This is a genomic window from Pseudomonas sp. GD03862, from assembly GCF_029840855.1.
Classification (GTDB): domain Bacteria; phylum Pseudomonadota; class Gammaproteobacteria; order Pseudomonadales; family Pseudomonadaceae; genus Aquipseudomonas; species Aquipseudomonas alloputida.
Genome location: NZ_JAOCDI010000003.1, coordinates 186295 through 209814, shown reverse-complemented (window position 1 = coordinate 209814; position 23520 = coordinate 186295). Strand labels below are relative to the sequence as shown.

The 23520-nt window shown below is 62.7% G+C and carries 21 protein-coding genes and 1 riboswitch; of the genes, 11 read left to right on the top strand and 10 right to left on the bottom strand.

The annotated features are described in order from the left end of the window. Positions 1–196: 196 nt before the first annotated feature. From fba to tkt, 6 genes are all read right to left on the bottom strand, one after another. Positions 197–1261: a class II fructose-bisphosphate aldolase gene (gene fba / locus N5D53_RS03770; RefSeq protein ID WP_010955535.1), complete on the bottom strand. Its 1065-nt coding sequence runs from the start codon at positions 1259–1261 to the stop codon at positions 197–199. Positions 1262–1361: 100 nt separating this feature from the next. Further along, positions 1362–1691 (bottom strand): MliC family protein, encoded by a 330-nt coding sequence (locus N5D53_RS03765; RefSeq protein ID WP_003249387.1) that lies wholly within the window; start codon positions 1689–1691, stop codon positions 1362–1364. Between the two features lie 160 nt (positions 1692–1851). After that, positions 1852–2103, bottom strand: coding sequence for a hypothetical protein (locus N5D53_RS03760; RefSeq protein WP_019437228.1), 252 nt, complete (start codon positions 2101–2103; stop codon positions 1852–1854). Next, positions 2103–3266: a phosphoglycerate kinase gene (locus N5D53_RS03755; RefSeq protein ID WP_003249382.1), complete on the bottom strand. Its 1164-nt coding sequence runs from the start codon at positions 3264–3266 to the stop codon at positions 2103–2105. The genes N5D53_RS03760 and N5D53_RS03755 overlap by 1 nt, the downstream gene beginning before the upstream one ends. Before the next feature lie 12 nt (positions 3267–3278). After that, on the bottom strand, positions 3279–4337 hold the full coding sequence (gene epd, locus N5D53_RS03750) for an erythrose-4-phosphate dehydrogenase (RefSeq protein ID WP_020193574.1): 1059 nt from the start codon (positions 4335–4337) through the stop codon (positions 3279–3281). Positions 4338–4488: 151 nt separating this feature from the next. Further along, on the bottom strand, positions 4489–6486 hold the full coding sequence (gene tkt, locus N5D53_RS03745) for a transketolase (protein ID WP_190869883.1): 1998 nt from the start codon (positions 6484–6486) through the stop codon (positions 4489–4491). Between the two features lie 251 nt (positions 6487–6737). Between tkt and N5D53_RS03740 the strand changes: the two genes are divergently transcribed. The 4 genes from N5D53_RS03740 (at position 6738) to N5D53_RS03725 (ending at position 11395) form a co-directional block, all read left to right on the top strand. Next, positions 6738–7730, top strand: coding sequence for a metalloregulator ArsR/SmtB family transcription factor (locus tag N5D53_RS03740; protein WP_003249377.1), 993 nt, complete (start codon positions 6738–6740; stop codon positions 7728–7730). Positions 7731–7748: 18 nt separating this feature from the next. Then, entirely contained in the window at positions 7749–8939 is a 1191-nt protein-coding gene (gene metK, locus N5D53_RS03735) for a methionine adenosyltransferase (protein ID WP_003249375.1), read from the top strand. Positions 8940–9169: 230 nt separating this feature from the next. Continuing rightward, on the top strand, positions 9170–10870 hold the full coding sequence (gene ligB, locus N5D53_RS03730) for an NAD-dependent DNA ligase LigB (protein ID WP_266022078.1): 1701 nt from the start codon (positions 9170–9172) through the stop codon (positions 10868–10870). Between the two features lie 132 nt (positions 10871–11002). After that, the gene (locus N5D53_RS03725; protein WP_020191823.1) at positions 11003–11395 is read left to right on the top strand and encodes a DUF1090 domain-containing protein; all 393 of its coding nucleotides are present in this window, start codon (positions 11003–11005) and stop codon (positions 11393–11395) included. Positions 11396–11469: 74 nt separating this feature from the next. Here the strand turns inward: N5D53_RS03725 and N5D53_RS03720 are convergent, their stop codons facing one another. After that, positions 11470–11928: a cytochrome c gene (locus N5D53_RS03720; RefSeq protein WP_064492989.1), complete on the bottom strand. Its 459-nt coding sequence runs from the start codon at positions 11926–11928 to the stop codon at positions 11470–11472. A 119-nt stretch (positions 11929–12047) separates the two neighbouring features. Between N5D53_RS03720 and N5D53_RS03715 the strand changes: the two genes are divergently transcribed. Then, positions 12048–13199, top strand: coding sequence for a murein transglycosylase A (locus tag N5D53_RS03715; RefSeq protein ID WP_020191825.1), 1152 nt, complete (start codon positions 12048–12050; stop codon positions 13197–13199). Between the two features lie 49 nt (positions 13200–13248). On the opposite strand, the gene N5D53_RS03710 is transcribed toward N5D53_RS03715, so the two are convergent. Together N5D53_RS03710 and N5D53_RS03705 are read right to left on the bottom strand one after the other, a co-directional pair. Further along, a complete protein-coding gene (locus N5D53_RS03710) occupies positions 13249–13635 on the bottom strand; it encodes an MAPEG family protein (RefSeq protein ID WP_010955544.1) in 387 nt (128 codons plus the stop codon). A 28-nt stretch (positions 13636–13663) separates the two neighbouring features. Further along, positions 13664–14497 carry a DMT family transporter gene (locus N5D53_RS03705; protein WP_020191826.1) on the bottom strand — a complete coding sequence of 278 codons (834 nt, stop codon included), beginning with the start codon at positions 14495–14497 and terminating at the stop codon, positions 13664–13666. A 282-nt stretch (positions 14498–14779) separates the two neighbouring features. Here N5D53_RS03705 and N5D53_RS03700 point away from each other — a divergent pair, with 282 nt between their 5' ends. After that, complete coding sequence (locus tag N5D53_RS03700) at positions 14780–16015, top strand: sodium:proton antiporter (protein ID WP_104962677.1); 1236 nt, start codon at positions 14780–14782, stop codon at positions 16013–16015. Between the two features lie 112 nt (positions 16016–16127). Here the strand turns inward: N5D53_RS03700 and N5D53_RS03695 are convergent, their stop codons facing one another. Then, complete coding sequence (locus N5D53_RS03695; protein ID WP_003249362.1) at positions 16128–16529, bottom strand: hotdog domain-containing protein; 402 nt, start codon at positions 16527–16529, stop codon at positions 16128–16130. A gap of 178 nt (positions 16530–16707) precedes the next feature. Further along, a riboswitch (S-adenosyl-L-homocysteine riboswitch) is annotated at positions 16708–16804 on the top strand. Between the two features lie 20 nt (positions 16805–16824). Here N5D53_RS03695 and ahcY point away from each other — a divergent pair. The 5 genes from ahcY (at position 16825) to N5D53_RS03670 (ending at position 23473) form a co-directional block, all read left to right on the top strand. Further along, positions 16825–18234 (top strand): adenosylhomocysteinase, encoded by a 1410-nt coding sequence (ahcY, locus tag N5D53_RS03690; RefSeq protein ID WP_021783768.1) that lies wholly within the window; start codon positions 16825–16827, stop codon positions 18232–18234. Between the two features lie 166 nt (positions 18235–18400). Then, complete coding sequence (gene metF, locus N5D53_RS03685) at positions 18401–19246, top strand: methylenetetrahydrofolate reductase [NAD(P)H] (RefSeq protein ID WP_003249357.1); 846 nt, start codon at positions 18401–18403, stop codon at positions 19244–19246. Between the two features lie 93 nt (positions 19247–19339). Continuing rightward, the gene (locus tag N5D53_RS03680; protein WP_104962678.1) at positions 19340–20416 is read left to right on the top strand and encodes a hypothetical protein; all 1077 of its coding nucleotides are present in this window, start codon (positions 19340–19342) and stop codon (positions 20414–20416) included. Positions 20417–20585: 169 nt separating this feature from the next. Next, positions 20586–21374 carry a transporter substrate-binding domain-containing protein gene (locus N5D53_RS03675; protein WP_104962679.1) on the top strand — a complete coding sequence of 263 codons (789 nt, stop codon included), beginning with the start codon at positions 20586–20588 and terminating at the stop codon, positions 21372–21374. A gap of 218 nt (positions 21375–21592) precedes the next feature. Continuing rightward, the gene (locus tag N5D53_RS03670) at positions 21593–23473 is read left to right on the top strand and encodes a DEAD/DEAH box helicase (RefSeq protein ID WP_020191535.1); all 1881 of its coding nucleotides are present in this window, start codon (positions 21593–21595) and stop codon (positions 23471–23473) included. Positions 23474–23520 lie beyond the last annotated feature (47 nt).

Below are 23520 nucleotides of genomic sequence, written 5' to 3'. Positions count from 1 at the left end.
GTGACCGACTTCAAAATACGGTTGGATCCATTAGTACTCTAGACCTGAGGCTGCAACACGCAATGCAATCAGAACGCTATCAATGGTCAAACTGTACGGTAGCCGACTAACGGTCGGTCTGCCGGAATTATGTACAGGTTTCCATCACCCATAAAAAAACCCGCATCGCTGCGGGTTTTTCAGGGTTACCTGTCGATCAGTTGACCTTGGCGGCCAGTTCACCTTTCAGGTAGCGCTGGTACATACCTTCCAGAGAGATCGGCTTGATCTTCGAGGCATTGCCGGCGGTGCCGAAGGCTTCGTAACGCGCGATGCACACGTCGCGCATGGCCTTGATGGTTTCACCGAAGAACTTGCGCGGGTCGAACTCGCTCGGGTTCTGCGCCATCAGGCGGCGCATGGCACCGGTAGAGGCCAGACGCAGGTCGGTATCGATGTTGACCTTGCGCACGCCGTGCTTGATGCCTTCAACGATTTCTTCGACCGGTACACCGTAGGTTTCTTTGATGTCGCCGCCGTACTGGTTGATGATCGCCAGCCACTCTTGCGGTACCGAGGACGAACCGTGCATCACCAGGTGGGTGTTGGGGATGCGCTTGTGGATTTCCTTGATGCGATCGATGGCCAGCACGTCACCGGTTGGTGGCTTGGTGAACTTGTAGGCACCGTGGCTGGTACCAATGGCGATCGCCAGGGCGTCGACCTGGGTCTTCTTGACGAAGTCGGCGGCTTCTTCCGGGTCGGTCAGCATCTGGCTGTGATCCAGCACGCCTTCGGCGCCGATCCCGTCTTCTTCACCGGCCATGCCGGTTTCCAGCGAACCCAGGCAGCCCAGCTCGCCTTCAACCGAAACGCCGCAGGCGTGAGCCATGGCAACGGTCTGCTGGGTAACGCGGACGTTGTACTCGTAGTCGGTCGGGGTCTTGCCGTCTTCACCCAGCGAGCCGTCCATCATGACCGAGCTGAAGCCCAGCTGGATCGAGCGCTGGCAGACGTCAGGGCTGGTACCGTGGTCCTGGTGCATGCACACCGGAATGTGCGGGAACTCTTCGATGGCAGCCAGGATCAGGTGGCGCAGGAAAGGCGCACCCGCGTATTTGCGGGCACCGGCCGAAGCCTGGACGATCACGGGGGAGTCGGTCTTGTCGGCCGCTTCCATGATGGCGCGCATCTGCTCGAGGTTGTTGACGTTGAAAGCTGGTACGCCGTAGCCGAACTCGGCGGCGTGGTCCAGCATCTGGCGCATGCTAATGAGTGCCATTGTGTATCTCTCTCCCGACAAGCGTCGTTTGTTTCGTGCAAGCCTGCCGCAGGGGCGGTTGCTGTTCAAGTAGTGTGGGCCACCCTCGCGGCCCGGCCAGTCACGGTGCCTTGCAGCCCCGCCCAATCAGATCGTTGGTTGCCACCCAGTACACCAGGCCTTCTTCGCCCTTGGTGTGGAAGGCCAGCATGCCATCGCTGTACAGCGCACCCGAGGCACCCGGTTCAGCCTTGAGCCGATAGACCTGGTCGCCGCCGCCAAGGCGCACGTCAACCTGGTCACGTTGCGCATCGGCGAAGCGCCAAAGCACCTCGGCCTGGGTGTCGCAGACCCAACGGGTCCAGTTGTCTGCCGGGGCCGGTTGCGTCGGCTGCAGCAGTGAGCATCCTGCCAGTGTCGCCAGGGCCGTCACGGCCAAAAGCGCTTTCATTCAGTTTCCTCGATTTGGGGCTGCTGTGCAGCCCTTCGCGGGCTCGCCCGCTCCCACAGGTACAGTACGGTCTCTGTGGGAGCGGGCGAGCCCGCGAAGGGCCGCACAGCGGCCCCTTCTTCAAGACCACAAATCAACGTTCAGGTTGCCTATTACCCGATCAAGGGCAACCCGGCGCCTTGCGCTGGTGGTCTTCGTCGTACTTTTCCAGGCCTTCCGGGCCCACGCGCTTGCCGATGACCGGCACAGTCTCGGCCTGCCATTCGGACTGGTAGCAACCGCCCTTGTGCGACTGCGCCGGGTCGGTATCCGAGGCCGGGCTGCCCGCGCAAGCGCTCAACAGACCAGCCAGCATCATCACAGGCAATTGTTTGACCACCAGGCCACTCCCTTTGCCAAGCGCCGACGTCATCAGGCCTTGGCCCGCTCTTCCAGGATTGCCACAGCTGGCAGGACCTTGCCCTCGACGAACTCGAGGAAGGCGCCACCACCGGTAGAAATGTAGGAGATTTCCTTGCTGACGCCATATTTGTCGATGGCTGCCAGGGTGTCACCGCCACCGGCGATGGAAAACGCGGCGCTGTCGGCGATGGCCTTGGCCAGTACCTTGGTGCCGTTGCCGAACTGATCGAATTCGAACACGCCAACCGGGCCGTTCCACAGAATGGTTTTCGACGATTTCAGCAGCTCGGCGAAGTTGGCCGCGGTTTGCGGGCCGATGTCCAGGATCATGTCGTCGGCAGCTACGTCGGCGATGGCCTTGACGGTGGCTTCGGCGGTCTCGGCGAACTCCTTGGCAACTACCACGTCGACTGGCAGCGGTACGCTGACCTTGGCGGCGATGGCCTTGGCGGTGTCTACCAGGTCAGGCTCGTACAGCGACTTGCCCACCGGGTGGCCAGCAGCGGCCAGGAAGGTGTTGGCAATACCGCCGCCGACGATCAGCTGGTCGCAAACACTGCTCAGGCTGTTCAGCACGTCCAGTTTGGTGGAAACCTTGGAGCCGGCAACGATGGCCGCCATTGGTTTGGCCGGGGCCTTCAGGGCCTTGCCCAGGGCGTCCAGTTCGGCAGCCAGCAGCGGGCCTGCAGCAGCGACTTTGGCAAACTTGGCTACACCGTGAGTGGAACCCTCGGCGCGGTGGGCGGTGCCGAAGGCGTCCATGACGAACACGTCACACAGGGCAGCGTACTTCTGCGCCAGCTCGTCGGCGTTCTTTTTCTCGCCCTTGTTGAAGCGCACGTTCTCGAACAGCACCAGTTCACCGGCCTGTACCGCGACACCGTCCAGGTAGTCGGCAACCAGCGGCACGTCACGGCCCAGGGCCTTGCTCAGGTAATCGGCGACCGGCTTGAGGCTGTTCTCGGCAGAGAATTCGCCTTCGGTCGGGCGGCCCAGGTGCGAGCAGACCATTACCGCTGCGCCCTTCTCCAGGGCCAGCTTGATGGTCGGCAGCGCTGCCAGGATACGCGCGTCGCTGGCTACCACACCGTCCTTCACAGGCACGTTGAGGTCTTCGCGGATCAGTACGCGTTTACCTTGCAGGTCGAGGTCGGTCATCTTCAACACGGTCATGAATGCAGTCCTTCAGGGCTGTTTGTTGCGGGTTGGGTGAACGACGTGCAGAAAGTGTTCGGCAACGTCGAGCATACGGTTGGCAAAACCCCATTCGTTGTCGAACCAGGCCAGCAGGTTTACCAGGCGGGGCCCGGAAACACGCGTCTGGCTGGCATCGACGATCGCCGAATGTGGGTCATGGTTGAAATCACAGCTGGCGTGCGGCAGCTCGGTGTAAGCCAGCAAGCCTTTAAGCGGACCTTCCAGCGCAGCCTCGCGCAGCACTCGGTTGACTTCGGCCGCACTGGTGTCGCGGGCAGTCTGCAGGGTGATGTCCAGGCACGAGACGTTGACGGTCGGTACACGTACCGCTTTGGCCTGGATTCGCCCGGCAAGTTCCGGAAGCAGGCGCTCGATGCCACGCGCCAGGCCAGTGGACACGGGAATCACCGACTGGAAGGCCGAACGCGTGCGGCGCAGGTCTTCGTGGTGATAGGCATCGATCACCGGCTGGTCGTTCATCGCCGAGTGGATGGTGGTGATCTGCACGTATTCGATGCCGAACGCCTGGTCCAGCACACGCAGCAGCGGCACACCGCAGTTGGTGGTGCACGAGGCGTTGGACACCAGGCGCTCGCTACCGGTTAGGCAGGCCTGGTTGATGCCGTAGACCACCGTGGCGTCAACGTCAGCCTCGCTGGCCATGGGCTGCGAGAACAGCACCCTTGGCGCACCGGCTTCGAGGAAACGCTGGCCATCGGCACGGGTGTTATAGGCACCGGAACACTCCAGCACCAGGTCGATGCCCAGCGCAGCCCAGTCGATGCCTTCGGGGGTGGCACTGCGCATTACCTTCACGCAGTCGCCATTGATGTGCAGACAGTCGCCGTCGACCTTGACCTCGCCGGGAAAACGCCCGTGGGTGGAGTCGAAGCGTGTCAGGTATTCGAGGCTGGCCTGATCGGCCAGATCGTTCAGCGCAACGATCTCGAAACCGGCCTTTGCCCCCCGCTCGAACAGCGCGCGCAGGACACAGCGGCCGATACGGCCATAACCGTTGAGTGCAACTTTGTAGGGACGGTGGGGCATTCGGGGCTCACGAGACAGTTCAATTGTCGTCAGCCTGCGGAATTTGCGGTGTGGCATTCGCGGGCAAGCCCGCTCCCACAGGGTTTCATGCAACCTCTGTGGGAGCGGGCTTGCCCGCGAATGAAGGCGACACCGCCCGCAGATCTTTAAATCAGTCTTCCAGCAGCTCTTCGGCAGTACCGAGGATGTTCTCCAGGGTGAAGCCAAACTCTTCGAACAATGCCGAAGCCGGCGCCGACTCACCGTAGGTGGTCATGCCGATGATACGACCTTCCAGGCCGACGTACTTGTACCAGAAGTCGGCGTGGGCAGCTTCGATGGCGATGCGCGCACCGACTTCCAGCGGCAGCACGGACTGCTTGTAGGCAGCGTCCTGGGCATCGAACACGCTGGTGCATGGCATGGAAACCACGCGCACCTTGCGGCCTTGCTCGGTCAGCTTGTCGAAGGCCTGAACAGCCAGGCCCACTTCGGAACCGGTGGCGATCAGAATCAGTTCAGGCTCGCCGGCGCAGTCCTTGAGCACATAACCACCGCGGCTGATGTCGGCGATCTGCTGGGCATCGCGGTCCTGGTGCTGCAGGTTCTGGCGCGAGAAGATCAGCGCCGATGGGCCGTCCTTGCGCTCCAGGGCGTTTTTCCAGGACACGGCGGATTCCACCGCGTCGGCCGGGCGCCAGGTGTCCAGGTTCGGGGTGCTGCGCAGGCTGGTCAGCTGCTCGATCGGCTGGTGCGTCGGGCCGTCTTCGCCCAGACCGATGGAGTCGTGGGTGTACACGTGGATCACGCGCTGCTTCATCAGGGCCGACATGCGCACGGCGTTGCGGGCGTATTCCATGAACATCAGGAAGGTCGCGCCGTAAGGCACCAGGCCACCGTGCAGGGCAACGCCGTTCATGATGGCGGTCATGCCGAACTCGCGCACACCGTAGAACACGTAGTTGCCGCTGGCGTCATTGGCTTCGACGCCCTTGCAACCTTTCCACAGGGTCAGGTTGGAGCCGGCCAGGTCAGCCGAACCGCCGAGGAACTCGGGCAGCAGCGGGCCGAAGGCGTTCAGGGCGTTCTGGCTGGCCTTGCGGCTGGCGATGGTTTCGCCTTTGGCAGCCACTTCGTTGATGTAGGCCTGGGCCTTTTCGCTGAAGTCGGCCGGCAGCTCGCCGCTGGCACGGCGCTTGAACTCGGCAGCCAGCTCCGGGTAGGCCTTGGCGTAGGCCTCGAAGCGCTGGTTCCACTCGGCTTCGGCCTTGGCGCCAGCGGCCTTGGCATCCCACTCGGCATAAATGTCGGCAGGGATTTCGAACGGGCCGTGGTTCCAGTTCAGTTCTTTACGGGCCAAGGCGATTTCGTCGTTGCCCAGCGGTGCACCGTGGCAATCTTCCTTGCCCTGCTTGTTCGGCGAGCCAAAACCAATGATGGTCTTGCAGCAGATCAGGGTCGGGCGATCGCTCTTGCGGGCGGTCTCGATGGCCATCTTGATTTCTTCGGCGTCATGGCCGTCGACGTTGCGGATCACCTGCCAGTTGTAGGCTTCGAAGCGCGCCGGGGTGTTGTCGGTGAACCAGCCGTGCACTTCGCCGTCGATGGAGATGCCATTGTCATCGTAGAAGGCGATCAGCTTGTTCAGGCCCAGGGTGCCGGCCAGCGAGGCGACTTCATGGGAGATGCCTTCCATCATGCAGCCGTCGCCGAGGAACACATAGGTGTTGTGGTCGACGATATTGTGGCCGTCACGGTTGAACTGGGCAGCCAGCACTTTTTCGGCCAGGGCGAAGCCCACGGCGTTGGCGATACCTTGGCCGAGCGGGCCGGTGGTGGTTTCCACACCTGGGGTGTAGCCGTATTCCGGGTGGCCCGGGGTGCGGCTGTGCAGTTGGCGGAAGCCTTTGATGTCATCGATGGTGACGTCGTAGCCGGTCAGGTGCAGCAGCGAGTAGATCAGCATCGAACCGTGGCCGTTGGACAGCACGAAGCGGTCACGGTCGGCGAAGCTCGGGTTGCTCGGGTTGTGCTTCAGGTAGTCGCGCCAAAGCACTTCGGCGATATCCGCCATGCCCATGGGGGCACCTGGGTGGCCGCTGTTGGCCTTTTGCACGGCATCCATGCTGAGGGCACGAATGGCGTTGGCACGTTCACGACGGCTGGGCATCGCTGATCTCCTAGGGGGCTTGAATAGGTGGTGTCACGAAAAAGGCGGCCATTTTCGCCCACTGGGGGCGCTTGGGGCAAACATTTAAGCGCCAGGCGCCAGCTTTAAGCCGCAACTGAAGAAGCAGAGCGCGACTCGGGGTGCCCCAAAGCGTGTAACTTGAGGCTTTCGGCTTGCAGCTCATCGCCAATATCAAAACTTTTTGATATTGGCCTTGCTAGGGCATCGATGCCTGTCTAGACTGCCGCCCCATGAATCTGCGTGCGCAATCGATCCCCGAGCAACGCGAAACATTGGCAGCCCTGTGCAAAGCCAGTGGCGATGCGCTGCGCCTGAACGTATTGCGCGCCTTGGCCAATGACTCGTTCGGCGTGCTGGAGCTGGCGCAGATCTTCGACATCGGCCAGTCGGGCATGAGCCATCACCTCAAGGTGCTGGCTCAGGCCGACCTCGTGGCAACCCGCCGCGAAGGCAACGCCATCTTCTACCGCCGTGCCCTGCCCGATGGCCTGCGCCTGGGTGGCCGGCTGCACGCGGCGCTGCTCGAAGAAGTCGACGACCTGGCCCTGCCGCCCGATGTGCAGGCGCGCATAGCCCATGTCCAGCAGCGACGGGCGGCCACCAGCCAGGACTTCTTCCTGCGCGTGGAAGAGAAGTTCCGTGCCCAGCAGGACCTGATCGCCGGCCTTCCGCAGTACCGCGACAGCCTGCTGGCGCTGCTCGACAAACTGCATTTCGACCCGGCCGCCAGCGCGCTGGAAGTCGGCCCCGGCGACGGTGGCTTCCTGCCCGACCTGGCCCGGCGCTTCGCCCAGGTCACCGCCCTGGACAACAGCCCTACCATGCTCGAGCTTGCGCGCCAGGTGTGCCAGCGCGAAGGGCTCGACAACGTGAACCTGCAGTTGGCCGATGCACTGGGTGCAACGGATGTGGCCGCCGACTGCGTTGTGCTGAACATGGTGCTGCACCATTTCAGCGACCCGGCCCTGGCCTTGCGCCAGCTGGCCAAACGGGTGAAGGCAGGCGGCAGCCTGCTGGTCACCGAACTGTGCAGCCATGACCAGGGGTGGGCGCGCGAAGCCTGCGGCGACCTCTGGCTGGGCTTCGAACAGGACGACCTGGCGCGCTGGGCCAACGCTGCCGGGCTGGCCCATGCGGACAGCCTGTACGTGGGCTTGCGTAACGGTTTCCAGATCCAGGTCCGCCATTTTCAGCGGACGGCTGGCGACATACACCATCGGTAAATTTCAGGAACCTTCGAGATGAGCGAATACTCCCTTTTCACCTCCGAGTCCGTGTCCGAAGGGCATCCGGACAAGATCGCCGACCAGATTTCGGACGCAGTCCTTGATGCCATCATCGCTCAGGACAAATACGCCCGCGTAGCCTGCGAAACCCTGGTCAAGACCGGTGTCGCCATCATCGCCGGCGAAGTCACCACTTCGGCCTGGGTCGACCTGGAAGACCTGGTGCGCAAAGTCATCATCGACATCGGCTACAACAGCTCCGACGTCGGCTTCGACGGCGCCACCTGCGCCGTGATGAACATCATCGGCAAACAGTCGGTAGACATCGCCCAGGGCGTGGACCGCTCCAAGCCAGAAGACCAGGGCGCCGGTGATCAGGGCCTGATGTTCGGCTATGCCAGCAACGAAACCGAAGTCCTGATGCCTGCACCGATCTGCTTCTCGCACCGTCTGGTAGAACGCCAGGCCGAGGCGCGCAAGTCCGGCCTGCTGCCATGGCTGCGCCCGGATGCCAAGTCGCAGGTCACCTGCCGCTACGAGAACGGCAAAGTGGTCGGTATCGACGCCGTGGTGCTGTCGACCCAGCACAATCCGGAGGTTTCGCAGAAAGACTTGCAAGAAGCCGTGATGGAGCTGATCGTCAAGCACACCCTGCCGGCCGAACTGCTGCACAAAGGCACCCAGTACCACATCAACCCGACCGGCAACTTCATCATCGGTGGCCCGGTGGGTGACTGCGGCCTGACTGGCCGCAAGATCATCGTCGACTCTTACGGTGGCATGGCCCGTCACGGGGGTGGCGCGTTCTCCGGCAAGGACCCGTCCAAGGTCGACCGTTCCGCTGCCTACGCCGGCCGCTACGTGGCCAAGAACATCGTCGCCGCCGGTTTGGCCGAGCGTTGCGAGATTCAGGTGTCGTACGCCATCGGCGTGGCCCAGCCGACCTCCATCTCGATCAACACCTTCGGTACCGGCAAGGTCTCCGACGACAAGATCATCCAGCTGGTGCGTGAGTGCTTCGACCTGCGTCCATACGCCATCACCACCATGCTCGACCTGCTGCACCCGATGTATCAGGAAACCGCTGCCTACGGCCACTTCGGCCGCACCCCGCAGCAGAAGACTGTCGGCGACGACACCTTCACCACCTTCACCTGGGAGCGCACCGACCGCGCCCAGTCGCTGCGTGACGCTGCCGGCCTGTAAGAGCTTCCTGCAGCGCCAGACGAAAGCCCCTGCCGAGCGATCGGCAGGGGCTTTTTTGTGCCTGTCACGGCATGTCCATCGCCCGTGAGATCGAGCGCCGCGCTCGTTTTTTGCTCCGCCTCGGGCTTGGAGACGAACACCAGCGAAATATCACCTGACAACTGCACGCACCGCCCGCCCCGCCACCCGCCTACGCTAAGCGCTTCCCCGCCATGCAAGGATGCCAGGCCATGCCGTACCTGTTGTTGTTCGCCCTGCTATTTGTGCTGAACACCCCATTGGCCAGGGCTGCCTCATGCCCACACTGGAGCCCGCAACAGGTCAAGGCCGAAGTTGCGCAACTGCGCGCCACGCTTGCCCGATGGGACGAGCACTACCATCGCCAGGGCATAGCCCTGGTGGCCGACGAACTGTACGACCAGAGCCGCGAGCGCCTGAACCACCTGCAGCAGTGCTTCGCGGTTGGCACCAGCCCCTCCCCCCTGGCCAGCGCTCGCGGCCCGGTCCCCCACCCTGTGCCGCATACCGGCGTCGACAAGCTGGCAGACCGCCAGGCCGTGGCGCGATGGATGGCCGGCAAGACCGGCGTGTGGGTACAGCCCAAGGTCGACGGCGTAGCCGTTTCCCTCACTTACCAACAGGGCCGATTGGTACAGCTGACCAGCCGGGGGGACGGTGTACACGGCCATGACTGGAGCCGACACATCCCACAGCTCGGCGCTGTCACACGGCAGTTGCCCGAGGCGGTCGACCTGCACTTGCAAGGTGAGCTGTATCTGCGCCTGGACGAACATGTGCAAGCCAAGGCAGGCAGCGCCAACGCCCGGGGTACCGTGGCAGGGCTGCTCGCACGCAAGCAACTGACTGGCGCACAAGGCAACGCTATCGGCCTGTTCGTGTGGGGCTGGCCGCACGGCCCCGAGCAACAGGCCGAACGCCTCGCCCAGCTGGCACGACTGGGTTTTCCGGACAGCCAGCTTTACAGCATCGCCATCGACACGCTGGAGGATGCAGCACACTGGCGCGAGCACTGGTATCGCTCTGCTCTGCCCTTCGCCACCGACGGTGTGATCCTGCGCCAGGGCAGTCGGCCACCTGCCGAGCGCTGGCAGGCCAAGGCGCCATACTGGATCGCGGCCTGGAAGTACCCCTATGCACAAGCCTTGGCCGAAGTACGCGACGTGCGCTTTCGGGTCGGCCGCACTGGCAGGGTCACGCCCGTTCTTCACCTGCAACCCGTTACCCTCGATGACCGGCGCATTAGCCAAGTCAGCCTTGGGTCGCTGGCGCGCTGGCAACGCCTGGATATTCGCCCTGGCGATCAGGTGGCCATCAGCCTTGCCGGGCTGACCATTCCGCGGCTCGAACACGTCGTGCACCGCGCTGTAGAGCGCCAACCGATAACCGCACCAGCACCCGACCAGCATCATGCCCACAGCTGCTGGCAAGCCAGCGAGGGCTGTGATGAGCAGTTCATTGCCCGACTCACCTGGCTTGGCGGTAAACAGGGCCTGGCCTTGCCACGCACCGGGCCGGGCACATGGCGTCGGCTGGTCGAAGCTGGCTTGGTAACGTCCATGACCGACTGGCTGCAGCTCGATGCCGAGCGCCTGCAGCAGGCCCCCGGTATCAGCAGGCTCACTGCGGCACACCTGATGGGCAGTTTCGACGAAGCCCGCTCACGCCCATTCGATCAGTGGCTGCGCGCCCTTGGCGTGCCCATTGGCAAGCATTTGCCACTGACTGGCGACTGGCAGGCGCTGGCTTCACGCAGTGCCGGGCAATGGCAAACCGTGCCCGGCATCGGCGCAAAACGCTCGCGCCAACTTGTGGAATTTTTCGCGGCATCCGAGGTGCAAGCCATTGCCGCACAGTTGGCCGAAGCCGGCATAGAAGGTTTCCGGACCCCACCCCAGCGCATTGAGCAATGATTTTTTACCAAATAGTGCGTAGGAAAAACCCGAGACTCCGGCAGAAAACCTCACCAAGGGTTTCTAAATGGGCAAAACCAAGGCAGGATTTCCCCCAACTTTTGCTGCCCCGCCCCGTTAGGGAGGCTTTTCATGAAACGTATTTCGACTCTTTTCCTGCTCGCAACACTGGGCCTGGCCGCGGGCACTGCTCAGGCTGCCCAGCCGGATGCCGGCCTGACCGGTTGCGCCGCCAAGCGCAGCGCCATCGAAAACCAGCTGAAAATTGCCCGTGACCACGGCAACAGCGACCAGGTTGCAGGGCTGGAGGAAGCCCTGCGCGGTGTGGACAACTGCACCGACGCCAGCCTGCGCAAGGAACGTGAGCAGAAGGTGCTCGATGCGCGTCACGAAGTGGCGCAGCGGGAAAAGGACTTGAAGAAGGCAGAGAAGAAAGGCGACGCCGAGAAGATCAACAAACGCAAGGACAAGCTGGCCGAGTCGCGTAAAGAGCTGCAGGAAGCGGTCGACGCTCTCGACCGCTAAGGCATCTGGCCGGCAAGCCTGGTCTTTGTGGAATTTGTACACGCCTCGAAGGTTTGCGCAAACAGCACAGCCATTCAATGATTACGAAATTCGCTATGACAGGCCTTGCACGCAGCCTCGACCTTGTCCATCGGTGCCTTCAATTGCGCAGCATCCAGTGGCTGGTTGCGGGTGACATCGACCAGTTCGCCGGTGACGCCCTCAAGCTGCCGGGCCAGGTCATGGAACCGCGCCTGGCGCTCCCACACTTCGGCACGGGCGGCGCTGTCACCACCATCGCGCACCTGTGGAAAATGCTGCCACGGCTGATGCGACAGGCTGTCCAGCTTCAGCGCGCCGTCGGCAAACTTCACCCCGTCGAACGGCAACCGGCCACGCAGCATGCCGCCGAGGTCCTCGCTGGTCTTGAGCATGTCCTTGAAGATCACCTTGCGTTTGCCCAGCGGCGAATTCGGGTCAACCCGGTCACAACCCGTCAGAGCCCCTCCCAGGGCAAGTGCTGCCAGCAGAACAACGGTCAATCGCTTAAACATCACGCTCACTTCGGCCTACGCAAATGGGCGGCCAGTATCGCTGCCCCTGGGCCAAACACCAATAGCCACATAAAAGACAGGGGCGAACCTTCATGTTCGCTCATGACAGGAATGCACACATGAAATCTGCCCTGCGCCACCTGGCCTGGACACTGCCGGTGCTGGCTTTGCTGGCCGGCTGCAACGGCGGCGAGAGCGCCAAGCCCGAGCCCCACGCTGTCGCCACCTATGCCCCGGCCACTTGGAAAGACTTGCCGGCCGTCAGCGATGAAGACCTGCTGGCAGGCTTTTATGCATGGCGCAACGGCTGCGAAAAACTCAAGCGCGACCCGGTGTGGGCCGCCACCTGCGAAGCGGCCGGCAGCGCCACAGCCAGCGCCGCCCAAGTGCGAACCTTCCTTGAACAGAACCTGCAGGTGTACGGCCTGCGCTCTGCAGAGAACAATGCCAACGGCCTGATTACCGGCTACTACGAGCCGGTCTACCCAGGCAGCCTGAGCCAATCGGCAACCAACCATGTGGCGGTCTACGGCATCCCTGATGACATGATCGTGGTCGACCTGGCCAGCGTGTACCCCGAACTGAAGGGCAAACGCCTGCGCGGCCGCCTGGAGGGTCGGGTGCTCAAGCCCTACGACACGGCCGAAGTCATCAACCGTAACGGCGTCAAGGCACCGGTGCTGGCCTGGCTGACCGACCCGATGGACCTGCAATTCCTGCAGATCCAGGGTTCTGGCCGGGTGCAACTGGAGGACGGCCGTCAACTGCGCCTGGGCTACGCCGACCAGAACGGCCACCCCTATCGGCCGATCGGCCGCTGGCTGGTGGAGCAAGGTCAGCTGAAAAAAGAAGAAGTGAGCATGGGCGCCATTCATGCCTGGGCCCAGGCCAACCCGCAGCGCGTACCAGAGCTGCTGGCCAGCAACCCCAGCTACGTATTCTTCAGCACCCGCCCGGACAGCAACGAAGGCCCGCGCGGCTCGCTGAACGTACCGCTTACCGCCGGCTACAGCGTGGCCATCGACCGCAAGGTGATTCCCCTGGGCAGCTTGTTGTGGCTGTCTACCACACGCCCGGACGGCACGCCGGTGGTACGACCGGTTGGCGCGCAGGACACCGGCGGGGCGATTACCGGCGAAGTGCGTGCCGACCTGTTCTGGGGCACCGGGCCGGAAGCCGGCGAACTGGCCGGGAACATGAAACAGCAGGGGCAGATCTGGATGCTCTGGCCTAAAGGCCAGCCGCTACCTGAGGTACCTAAGGTACCTTGATCGGCGATGGATTCTTCGCGGGCTTGCCCGCGAAGAAGACCACTCGGTTTCAGATGGAAACCACGAAGAACGACACGATCAGTGCCAGGCTGGCAAACCACACCAGCGACCGCAAGGCAGCCCAGTCGGCCAGGTAGCAGATGATGTAAAGCAAGCGGCTGGTGATATACATCACCCCCAGCACATCCTGGGTCACCTGCTCTGCATTGCCCACGATATCCGCCACAAGCACCGCCGCAGCAAATGCCGGAAACGCTTCGTAGCCATTCTGCTGCGCTGCATGGGCACGCCGCGGGAGGCCCGACAAGGTATCGAGGAAGGCTCGCGGATCGTGATTGTCCTTGAGGCCGAAGCGGCCACTGCTCGCCTTGGCGATCAAGGCACAAAGCGGGTTCAACAGCAGCGCAATCAGGATGCACCACAGGGCAACAGTCATGGACAGGACTCCTTGTTCAGTCTTCAGTTCAAAGCTTCATTACCAGCATGCCGGCCAACACCAGCCCGCAAGCTAGGAGTCTCGGCCCGCCAAAAGGTTCTTTGAGGTAGCGCATACCCAGCAGCACCACCAGTATCACGCTCAACTCCCGCAGTGCCGCCGCTTCGGCCACTGACCCCAGGTGCATGGCCCACAGCACCAGGGCATAGCTGAACAATACGCAGAACCCTACCGCCAACCCAAGGCGCCATTGGGTTCGCCAGAACAGTACGAATGGCGCCCGCCGCGCTACGCCCGCCAACAACGGGAATTGCCAGGCGCTGAGCAGGGTCAGCCAGACCAGGTAATCCCACGGCTTGCCCCACAGGCGCACGGCCTGGCCGTCGAACCAGGTGTAGCAACCAATGCACAGGCCAATCAAGGCAACCACCGGCAGCATCGACCATGGCAGCCGGTCACCGCCGCCGCCCTGCCACAACAGGCAGGCCATGCCACAGGGGATCAACAGGATACCGATGATCTGCTGCTGGCTCAGCGATTCCCCGGCAAAGGCCAGGGTCAGCCCCAGCACCACCAGCGGTGACAGCCCGCGCATCAGAGGATAGACCAGCCCCAGGTCGCCCACGCGGTAGGCCTTGATCAGCAGATAGCGGTACAACTGCTCAGCCAGTGCCGAGGCTACCAACCAGGGCCAGATTTCAGCAGGCGGAACATCGACGAAGGGCACCGCCAGCACCGCGAAGGCCAGCGCTACCGTGTCCATGCTGGCAATTACCAGCAAGCGCTCGCCACTGAATTTGATCAAGGTATTCCAGGTTGCATGCAGCAGGGCGGCAACCAGCACCAGAGATGTTGCCAACACGCCTTCTTATCCTTATGGCTTTTCATGGCTGTGAATATATAGCGTTCAGGGGGGCTTTGTGGGAGCGGGCATGCCCGCGAAGAATGCAACTCGGTGTATGGCACCGGCTTTGCCGGTGTTCGCGGGCACGCCCGCTCCCACAGGGTAACCAGTGCAGACTGTCACGGGAACGATTTGGACTAATTCGGTCAAACCCTGTGCCCCGAACCCCGTGCCAGGTCATCAAAGAACTGCCCGAGTCACTCGGGTAACGACTTGGAAGCCACTGTTACAGGATTCGGGATGCTTGAATTAGTTGCCGCGTTTATTTGCCTCACCACCCTTCTTACCTATGTCAATTACCGCTTCATCGGCCTGCCCCCCGCTATCGGCGTGATGGTTACGGCGCTGTTGTTTTCCCTGATATTGCAAGGCCTGAGCCTTGTCGGCTTCCCTGGCCTGGAAGAGCGCGTCGAAGGGCTGATGAACCAGATCGACTTCAACGATCTGCTCATGCACTGGATGCTGGCGTTCCTGCTGTTTGCCGGCGCCCTGCACGTCAACCTCAGCGACTTGCGCAGCTACCGCTGGCCAATCGGCCTGCTGGCTACCTTGGGCGTGCTGATTGCCACCGTGGTCATCGGCTACCTGTCACATTGGGTGTTTGCCCTGTTCGGCTGGCAGGTGCCCCTGATCTACTGCCTGCTGTTTGGTGCACTGATCTCACCAACCGACCCGATTGCCGTGCTTGGCGCGCTGCGTACTGCCAATGCGCCCAAACCGCTTAAAACCACCATCGTCGGCGAGTCACTGTTCAACGACGGCACGGCAGTCGTGGTATTCACCGTGTTGCTGGGCATCATCCAGCTGGGTGAAACACCGAGCATGGCCGACACGGCGATCCTGTTCGCCCGCGAGGCCATTGGCGGCGTGGTGTTCGGTGGCCTGATCGGCTACGCCACCTACCGCATGATCAAGAGCGTCGAGCAGTACCAGGTGGAAGTCATGCTGACCCTGGCGCTGGTAATCGGTGGTTCGGCGATGTGCTACGAGCTGCATGTGTCGGCACCGATCGCCATGGTGGTGGCAGGCCTGATCATCGGCAACCTGGGGCGCAACCTGGCGATGAATGACATGACCCGCCGTTACATGGACGGTTTCTGGGAGCTGATCGACGACATGCTCAATGCCCTGCTGTTCGCATTGATCGGCCTGGAGCTGTTGCTGCTGCCGTTCAACTGGATGCACCTGGCGGCCGGCGGCGTGCTGGCGCTGGCAGTGCTGCTGTCGCGCCTGTTGACGGTGGCCCCGGCGATCGTGTTGCTGCGGCGCTGGCGCCCGGTGCCCAAAGGCACGGTGCGGGTGCTGACCTGGGGTGGCCTGCGCGGTGGCGTGTCGGTGGCACTTGCACTGTCGCTACCGCTGGGCGAGGAACGGGACCTGCTGCTGTCGATCACCTACATCGTGGTGTTGTCGTCGATTCTGGTGCAGGGGTTGAGCATTGGGCGGGTGGTGCGCAAGGTCAGCGCCCAGCCTTGAGAATGCCGGGGCCGCTTTGCGGCCCATTCGCGGGTAAACCCGCTCCTACGGGGGCGCGTCCCCCTGTAGGAGCGGGTTCACCCGCGAAGAGGCCGGCACAGGCAACCAGGGTCTATTCGACTGCCGAATCCGGGAACTGGTCCTGCACGTACTTGATCTCGGTGCGCCCATGGGCTGCCGGCAAGCCATCCTCGCCCAGGTTGACGAACACCATCTTGTCGACAGTCAGAATGCTCTTGCGGGTGATCTTGTTACGCACTTCGCACTTGAGGGTGATCGAGGTGCGGCCGAACGCGGTAGCGGTGATGCCCAGCTCGATGATGTCACCCTGACGCGAAGCACTGACGAAGTTGATTTCCGACATGTACTTGGTCACCACACGCTGGTTGCCCAACTGGACGATGGCGTAGATCGCCGCCTCTTCATCGATCCAGCGCAACAGGCTGCCACCGAACAGGGTGCCATTGGGGTTGAGGTCTTCGGGTTTAACCCACTTGCGGGTGTGAAAGTTCATCTGTACTCCTGACCTGCTTGGCTAACGTGTAGCAATGATGGCAGAGCGGCTGCCTTCGCTCCATTGAACATCGACTATCGTCGCGATTAATCGACGGAAAACCTTGGGCAAGCCGGCGGGGGCAGCTATAATCTGCGCCGTTTTACATGGTTGCCCACAGCGGAGCCATGCCCGCCACCTGTCCGAGGGGCGCTGCAGCAGGCTAGGCCTGTCAGGCTCGGATGGGGCGTTGCTCGCTCCCGCGAGCGCTTAACGCACAACGGCGCCCATTCGCACATTACGAATGGAGGCTCTCATGAGCGCTGCAAACATGCCTGCTGGTTTTACCGATTACAAAGTCGCCGACATCTCCCTGGCCGCCTGGGGCCGTCGCGAAACCATCATTGCCGAATCGGAAATGCCTGCGCTGATGGGCCTGCGTCGCAAGTACCTGGCCGAGCAACCGCTCAAGGGTGCGAAGATCCTGGGCTGCATCCACATGACCATCCAGACCGCCGTGCTGATCGAAACCCTGGTTGCCTTGGGTGCCGAAGTGCGCTGGTCGTCCTGCAACATCTTCTCGACTCAAGACCAGGCCGCCGCCTCGATCGCCGCCGCCGGTATCCCGGTTTTCGCCTGGAAAGGTGAAACCGAAGAAGAGTACGAGTGGTGCCTGGAGCAGACCATCCTGAAAGATGGCCAGCCATGGGACGCCAACATGATCCTCGACGACGGTGGTGACCTGACCGAACTGCTGCACAAGAAGTACCCGCAGGTACTGGACCGCGTGCACGGCGTGACCGAAGAGACCACCACCGGCGTACACCGCCTGCTGGACATGCTGGCCAAGGGCGAGCTGAAAGTCCCGGCGATCAACGTCAACGACTCGGTCACCAAGAGCAAGAACGACAACAAGTACGGCTGCCGTCACAGCCTGAACGATGCCATCAAGCGTGGTACCGACCACCTGCTGTCGGGCAAGCAGGCCCTGGTGATCGGCTACGGTGACGTGGGCAAGGGCTCGGCCCAGTCCCTGCGTCAGGAAGGCATGATCGTCAAGGTCTCCGAAATTGACCCGATCTGCGCCATGCAGGCCTGCATGGACGGCTTCGAGCTGGTCTCGCCGTTCATCGACGGTATCAACGACGGCACCGAAGCCAGCATCGACAAGGCCCTGCTGGGCAAGATCGACCTGATCGTGACCACCACCGGTAACGTCAATGTCTGCGACGCCAACATGCTCAAGGCCCTGAAAAAGCGTGCCGTAGTCTGCAACATCGGCCACTTCGACAACGAGATCGACACCGCCTTCATGCGCAAGAACTGGGCCTGGGAAGAGGTCAAGCCGCAGGTTCACAAGATCCACCGTACCGGCGCTGGCAGCTTCGACCCGCAGAACGATGACTACCTGATCCTGCTGGCCGAAGGCCGCCTGGTCAACCTGGGCAACGCCACTGGCCACCCAAGCCGCATCATGGACGGCTCGTTCGCCAACCAGGTTCTGGCACAGATCTTCCTGTTCGAGCAGAAGTTCGCTGACCTGCCGGCCGAAAAGAAAGCCGAGCGCCTGACCGTTGAAGTGCTGCCGAAGAAACTCGACGAAGAAGTGGCCCTGGAAATGGTCCGCGGCTTCGGCGGCGTGGTCACCCAGCTGACCAAGCAGCAAGCCGACTACATCGGCGTGACCGTCGAAGGTCCGTTCAAGCCGCACGCCTACCGCTACTAAGCGGCAAGCTTGAAGCTGCAAGTGGCAGGCAAAGGCATACCGTGCCGTTGCCACTTGCAGCTCCGGAAACACAGATCTTGAACGACGCCCAAGCCAGACCGGCCATCACCGATCTGGCTTTTACTTGCAGCTTGCCGCCAGACGCTTGTTGCCAGAGGAACGCCTGATGTCACAAGAACGCCGCTACAGTTTCGAGTTCTTCCCGACCAAGACCGATGCCGGTCACGAAAAGCTGATGGGCGTCGCCCGCCAGCTGGCCACCTATAACCCGGACTTCTTCTCCTGCACCTACGGTGCCGGTGGCTCGACCCGCGACCGCACGCTCAACACCGTGCTGCAGCTGGAAAGCGAAGTGAAGATACCTGCCGCGCCGCACCTGTCGTGCGTGGGCGACACCAAGGCCGAATTGCGTGCCCTGCTGGCCGAGTACAAGGCAGCCGGCATCAAACGCATTGTCGCTCTGCGTGGTGACCTGCCGTCGGGCATGGGCATGGCCAGTGGTGAACTGCGCTATGCCAGTGACCTGGTCGAGTTCATCCGCCAGGAAACCGCTGATCACTTCCACCTGGAAGTGGCTGCCTACCCGGAAATGCACCCGCAGGCGCGCAACTTCGAGGCGGATCTGGCCAACTTTGTGCACAAGGTCAAGGCCGGTGCCGACAGCGCCATCACCCAGTACTTCTTCAACGCCGACAGCTACTTCTACTTCGTCGAGCGTGCACAGAAGCTGGGCGTGGACATTCCGGTGGTACCGGGCATCATGCCGATCACCAACTACAGCAAGCTGGCCCGCTTCTCCGATGCCTGTGGCGCCGAGATCCCGCGCTGGATCCGCAAGCAGCTGGAAGCCTATGCCGACGACACCGCCAGCATCCAGGCGTTCGGCGAAGAAGTGATTACCCGCATGTGCGAACAGCTGTTGCAAGGCGGCGCGCCGGGCCTGCACTTCTATACCTTGAACCAGGCTGAACCGAGCCTGGCGATCTGGAACAACCTGAAGCTGCCGCGCTGAAATCTTTTGGCAAAGTCTGCTTAAGAAATGATTAAGGCTTTGGTCATAGACTAAAGCCTTATTCATTTTCGGGTTAAACAGGTCTTGCCTGCCATGCAGCACACCCAACCTTCGCGCCCACAGCTTGTTTACCTGGCTTTTGGCCCGGCAACCTACCATCAGGAAGCCTGCTTCAGCATCGTCAGCGCCCTCGCCCAGCTAGGCAGCGCAGCCGGCGAGGCCATGGACATCCAGGTCTACACCGACAATGCGCAGCCCTACGCCAGGCTGCCCGTCACCGTCCACCTGCTGGACGAGGCCACGCGCCAGGCATGGAATGCCCCGCACGGTTATCACTTTCGCAGCAAGCATGTGCTGTTGCGCCAGGTACTGCAGCAACACCCGCTGGCAGTGCTGATCGACACCGACACCTTCTTCCGCACTTCGCCGTTGCATCTGTTCGCCCGCGTGGCGCCCAACCGCCTGCTGTGCAACGCCATCGGCACGCGCTACGGCGCTGACCAGAAGTGCCTGTTGTACAAGAACCTGCTGGCCATTCTCGAGTCCCGGGGACTGGCCGACTGCCAGATGCCGCTCGTCAATTCCGGCGTTATCGGCCTCACTGCCGAGAACTGCGACACCCTGGACCGCTCCATCGCCATGATGGACGAATTCTACCCCTTGGCTCGGGAGGCCTATACCCTCGAGGAGTTCTGCCTGGCAGTAGCGGCCTACCGCAACCTGGAGCTGGCCGAGTGTACCGATGTCATCCATCACTACTGGAGCCGGAAGGCGCAGTTCCGCGCCAAGATCCAGGCCTGGCTGCGCAAGCACGAGCACGACCCACTCAGCCCCTCGGCCTTGGCCGACGTTGCGCTGGTCAACGACCAACTGCCGCGGCCACCCACTCTGCACCGCCTGGGTTACAAGGCGTTGAGCCTGACCCTGCCCAGTCACGAGCGCCAGTTCGCCCGCGAATTGCTCTATGGCTGCTACCCCTACCCCAATGAGTTCGACCGCGCCTGTGCGTCCGCCTGGTGGGACAAGGCCCTGGAAAACCTCAATGACCGCTACGGCCACGTGGAGCCCGAGCGGCTGCGTCAGTGCCTGCGCCATCCGGGGCTACGGCTATCGCTGGGCGAGCGGCGCAAGGATATCGAGGCGCATCTGCTGCGAACCACTCAAGCCTGATGTGCCCGCAAAACTCATTGCCTTGCGCGGTCTGGTGGGAGCGGGCGTGCCCGCGAAGAGAGCAACCCGATCGTTGGCACCGGCTTCGCCGGTGTTCGCGGGCACGCCCGCTCCCACATCGATAATGCATGCCTTTACCGTACACCGGCCGAGCGCGTAATCTCCGGCCATGCCACATATCGCCCGTCTGTTCTGGATCCTGCTGCTCGTTTGCCTGAGCCCGTTGGCTCTGGGCGAACGCTTGCGCCTGGTAACCGACGACTGGGCACCTTATGTGTTTCAGCACAACGGCCAACCGCGCGGCATCGACTACGAAGTCGCCAGCCAGGTCTTCGCACGCCTCGGCGTCGAGGTGGAGTGGCAATTCCTGCCTTGGAAGCGCTGCTTGGCGATGGCTGAGCAGGGCCTGGCCGATGGCATTCTCGACATTTTCCAGACGGAGGCGCGCCAACCCTACATGGTGTACGGCTCCGAACCCATGTCGGAGGTCGAATTCGTCCTGTTCCAAAGCCGCACGCGCCGCCATACCGTCACCCACCTGGACGACCTCGCCGGCCTCACCGTCGGCACATCACCCGGCTACGCCTACGGTAAAGCGTTCACCGAGGCCCCGCACTTCAAGCGCGAAGCCGCACCCACCCACGAAGCCAACTTCGGCAAGCTGGTGCTGGGCCGTATCGACCTGGCGATCACCGACCGCAGGGTCGGGCATTACCTGCTCCGCCAGCTCGGCCTGCAACAGCAAGTCGAAGAACTGCCGCTGGTAGTCAGCCGCCAGGCGCAGTATTTGGGCCTGGTGCGCAAGCCTGGGCGCGAGGCACTGGCCGTGGCCTTTGCCGAAGAGCTGCAGCGGTTCAAGCAGGAGCCGGCCTATGCAGCGATCAGCAACCGTTATACAAGCGACACTGGAAACATTCTCAACGCCGTTGAGCAGCAGGAAAGCAGCACAGCGCGATAGCTCTGTTATACTCGGGCCTTCCCGCCCGGCTCACGCCCGGACGCTCGGCCTCGCAACAGGCATCCCGATCGGTACCGACGCCCCTTCGCGTCCAGCCTCCGTTTCCCGGATGTGCAGTGAAAGCCCAGCTGGACCGGACGCGATCGCATTTCATCGATGCCCGTCGCGCCAGGCAGAACATCCCAACGGGCCCAGCCCACACGAGAACAGGATCGCCCATGTCCTTTGCTTCCCTCGGTCTCTCCGAGGCTCTTGTCCGCGCTATCGAGGCTGCGGGCTACACCCAGCCGACCCCCGTGCAACAGCGGGCTATTCCCGCCGTGTTGCAAGGCCGCGACCTGATGGTTGCCGCACAGACAGGTACGGGTAAAACCGGCGGCTTCGCCCTGCCGATTCTCGAGCGCCTGTTCCCGGCCGGCCATCCCGACAAATCGCAGCGCCACGGCCCACGCCAGCCTCGCGTGCTGGTCCTGACACCGACCCGCGAACTGGCAGCCCAGGTGCATGACAGTTTCAAGGTCTATGCCCGTGACCTGCCACTGGTCAGCGCCTGCATCTTCGGCGGCGTTGGCATGAACCCGCAGATCCAGGCCATTGCCAAAGGCGTTGATGTGCTGGTCGCCTGCCCAGGCCGCCTGCTCGACCTGGCCGGTCAAGGCAAGGTCGACCTGGCCCACGTGGAAATCCTGGTACTTGATGAAGCCGATCGCATGCTCGACATGGGCTTCATCCACGACGTCAAGAAGGTCCTCGCCCGCCTGCCGGCCAAACGCCAGAACCTGCTCTTCTCGGCCACCTTCTCCAAGGACATCACCGACCTCGCCGACAAGCTCCTGCACAACCCGGAGCGTATCGAGGTCACCCCGCCGAACACCACCGTCGAGCGTATCGAGCAGCGGGTGTATCGCCTGCCTGCCAGCCACAAGCGTGCCCTGCTGGCGCACCTGATTACCCTGGGTGCCTGGGAACAGGTGTTGGTGTTCACTCGAACCAAGCATGGCGCCAACCGCCTGGCCGAGTACCTGGAAAAGCAAGGCCTGACCGCCGCCGCGATCCACGGCAACAAGAGCCAGAACGCCCGCACCAAGGCTTTGGCCGACTTCAAGGCCAACAGCGTGCGCGTACTGGTCGCCACCGACATCGCTGCCCGCGGCCTGGACATCGACCAGTTGCCCCACGTTGTCAACTTCGAGCTGCCGAATGTCGAGGAGGACTACGTCCACCGCATTGGCCGTACCGGCCGTGCCGGTCGGTCGGGTGAAGCAATTTCCCTGGTCGCGCCAGATGAAGAGAAGCTGCTCAAGAGCATCGAGCGGGTGACCAAGCAGCGCATCGCGGATGGCGACCTGATGGGCTTCGACGCCAGCCAGGTCGAAGCCGAAAAGCCCGAAGCACGCGAGCGCCCACAGAACAACGGCCGCGGCGGCCGCAACCAGCAAGCCCGTGGCGAAGGTGCTAAAGACAGCAACGGCGGCCGCAAGGACAAAGGCAAGGACAAAGGCAAAGCCAGGCAGCAAGCTGCGGCCAAGCCGGACGACAAGGAAAAGAGCGGCGACAAGCAGCAACCGCGCAAGCCGCGTGACAAGAAGCCACGCCCGCAGCAGGCCAGCAGTAACAGCGTTCCGAAGCCGCCGGCAGACCGCGACCCGGAAGAATTCCTGGACGACGAGCTCGATAACTTCGGTAACCGCGCCGACTATGTCAGCCCGTACCAAGGCAAGAACCAGGGCCGCAACCGCCGCCCGGGTGGTGCTGGCCAAGGTCAGGGGCAAGGCAATGGCCAACGCAGCAACGCTGGCGGCCAGGGCCAAGCTCGCAATGGCGGCCAGCCACGCAGTGGTGGCGGAGAAAAACGCCCGCCTCGCGCCAACAACGGTGGCGGTGCCCGTCGTGATGGCGGCGGTGGCCGTGGTCGCCCAGCGCGTGACGATGCTGCCCGGCAAGAGCCGGCCGTGCGCAACCCGCGTCAGCCGGAAAAACAGCCAGTGATCATTCGCAAGGAGTCCAAGCTGGACCGTTTCCCGACGCCTGAGCAACTGGATGACCTGCCAAGCCGCCCACGCGGTGAGCGCCCAGCGCTGCTGACCCGCAAGGGCTGATAGAAGTACCGAGGGGGCTGCTTCGCAGCCCTATCACGACACAAGGC

What these genes read in the sequence shown, in the direction of transcription:
- N5D53_RS03715 (WP_020191825.1), top strand. Translation starts at nt 12,048, where the DNA reads ATGAAATCTGCCCTGCGCCACCTGGCCTGGACACTGCCGGTGCTGGCT.
- ahcY (WP_021783768.1), top strand. Translation starts at nt 16,825, where the DNA reads ATGAGCGCTGCAAACATGCCTGCTGGTTTTACCGATTACAAAGTCGCC.
- tkt (WP_190869883.1), bottom strand. Translation starts at nt 6,486, where the DNA reads ATGCCCAGCCGTCGTGAACGTGCCAACGCCATTCGTGCCCTCAGCATG.
- metK (WP_003249375.1), top strand. Translation starts at nt 7,749, where the DNA reads ATGAGCGAATACTCCCTTTTCACCTCCGAGTCCGTGTCCGAAGGGCAT.
- N5D53_RS03680 (WP_104962678.1), top strand. Translation starts at nt 19,340, where the DNA reads ATGCAGCACACCCAACCTTCGCGCCCACAGCTTGTTTACCTGGCTTTT.
- fba (WP_010955535.1), bottom strand. Translation starts at nt 1,261, where the DNA reads ATGGCACTCATTAGCATGCGCCAGATGCTGGACCACGCCGCCGAGTTC.
- N5D53_RS03675 (WP_104962679.1), top strand. Translation starts at nt 20,586, where the DNA reads ATGCCACATATCGCCCGTCTGTTCTGGATCCTGCTGCTCGTTTGCCTG.
- N5D53_RS03710 (WP_010955544.1), bottom strand. Translation starts at nt 13,635, where the DNA reads ATGACTGTTGCCCTGTGGTGCATCCTGATTGCGCTGCTGTTGAACCCG.
- metF (WP_003249357.1), top strand. Translation starts at nt 18,401, where the DNA reads ATGTCACAAGAACGCCGCTACAGTTTCGAGTTCTTCCCGACCAAGACC.
- N5D53_RS03695 (WP_003249362.1), bottom strand. Translation starts at nt 16,529, where the DNA reads ATGAACTTTCACACCCGCAAGTGGGTTAAACCCGAAGACCTCAACCCC.
- N5D53_RS03755 (WP_003249382.1), bottom strand. Translation starts at nt 3,266, where the DNA reads ATGACCGTGTTGAAGATGACCGACCTCGACCTGCAAGGTAAACGCGTA.
- N5D53_RS03670 (WP_020191535.1), top strand. Translation starts at nt 21,593, where the DNA reads ATGTCCTTTGCTTCCCTCGGTCTCTCCGAGGCTCTTGTCCGCGCTATC.
- N5D53_RS03700 (WP_104962677.1), top strand. Translation starts at nt 14,780, where the DNA reads ATGCTTGAATTAGTTGCCGCGTTTATTTGCCTCACCACCCTTCTTACC.
- N5D53_RS03720 (WP_064492989.1), bottom strand. Translation starts at nt 11,928, where the DNA reads ATGTTTAAGCGATTGACCGTTGTTCTGCTGGCAGCACTTGCCCTGGGA.
- N5D53_RS03740 (WP_003249377.1), top strand. Translation starts at nt 6,738, where the DNA reads ATGAATCTGCGTGCGCAATCGATCCCCGAGCAACGCGAAACATTGGCA.
- ligB (WP_266022078.1), top strand. Translation starts at nt 9,170, where the DNA reads ATGCCGTACCTGTTGTTGTTCGCCCTGCTATTTGTGCTGAACACCCCA.
- N5D53_RS03725 (WP_020191823.1), top strand. Translation starts at nt 11,003, where the DNA reads ATGAAACGTATTTCGACTCTTTTCCTGCTCGCAACACTGGGCCTGGCC.
- N5D53_RS03760 (WP_019437228.1), bottom strand. Translation starts at nt 2,103, where the DNA reads ATGACGTCGGCGCTTGGCAAAGGGAGTGGCCTGGTGGTCAAACAATTG.
- N5D53_RS03765 (WP_003249387.1), bottom strand. Translation starts at nt 1,691, where the DNA reads ATGAAAGCGCTTTTGGCCGTGACGGCCCTGGCGACACTGGCAGGATGC.
- epd (WP_020193574.1), bottom strand. Translation starts at nt 4,337, where the DNA reads ATGCCCCACCGTCCCTACAAAGTTGCACTCAACGGTTATGGCCGTATC.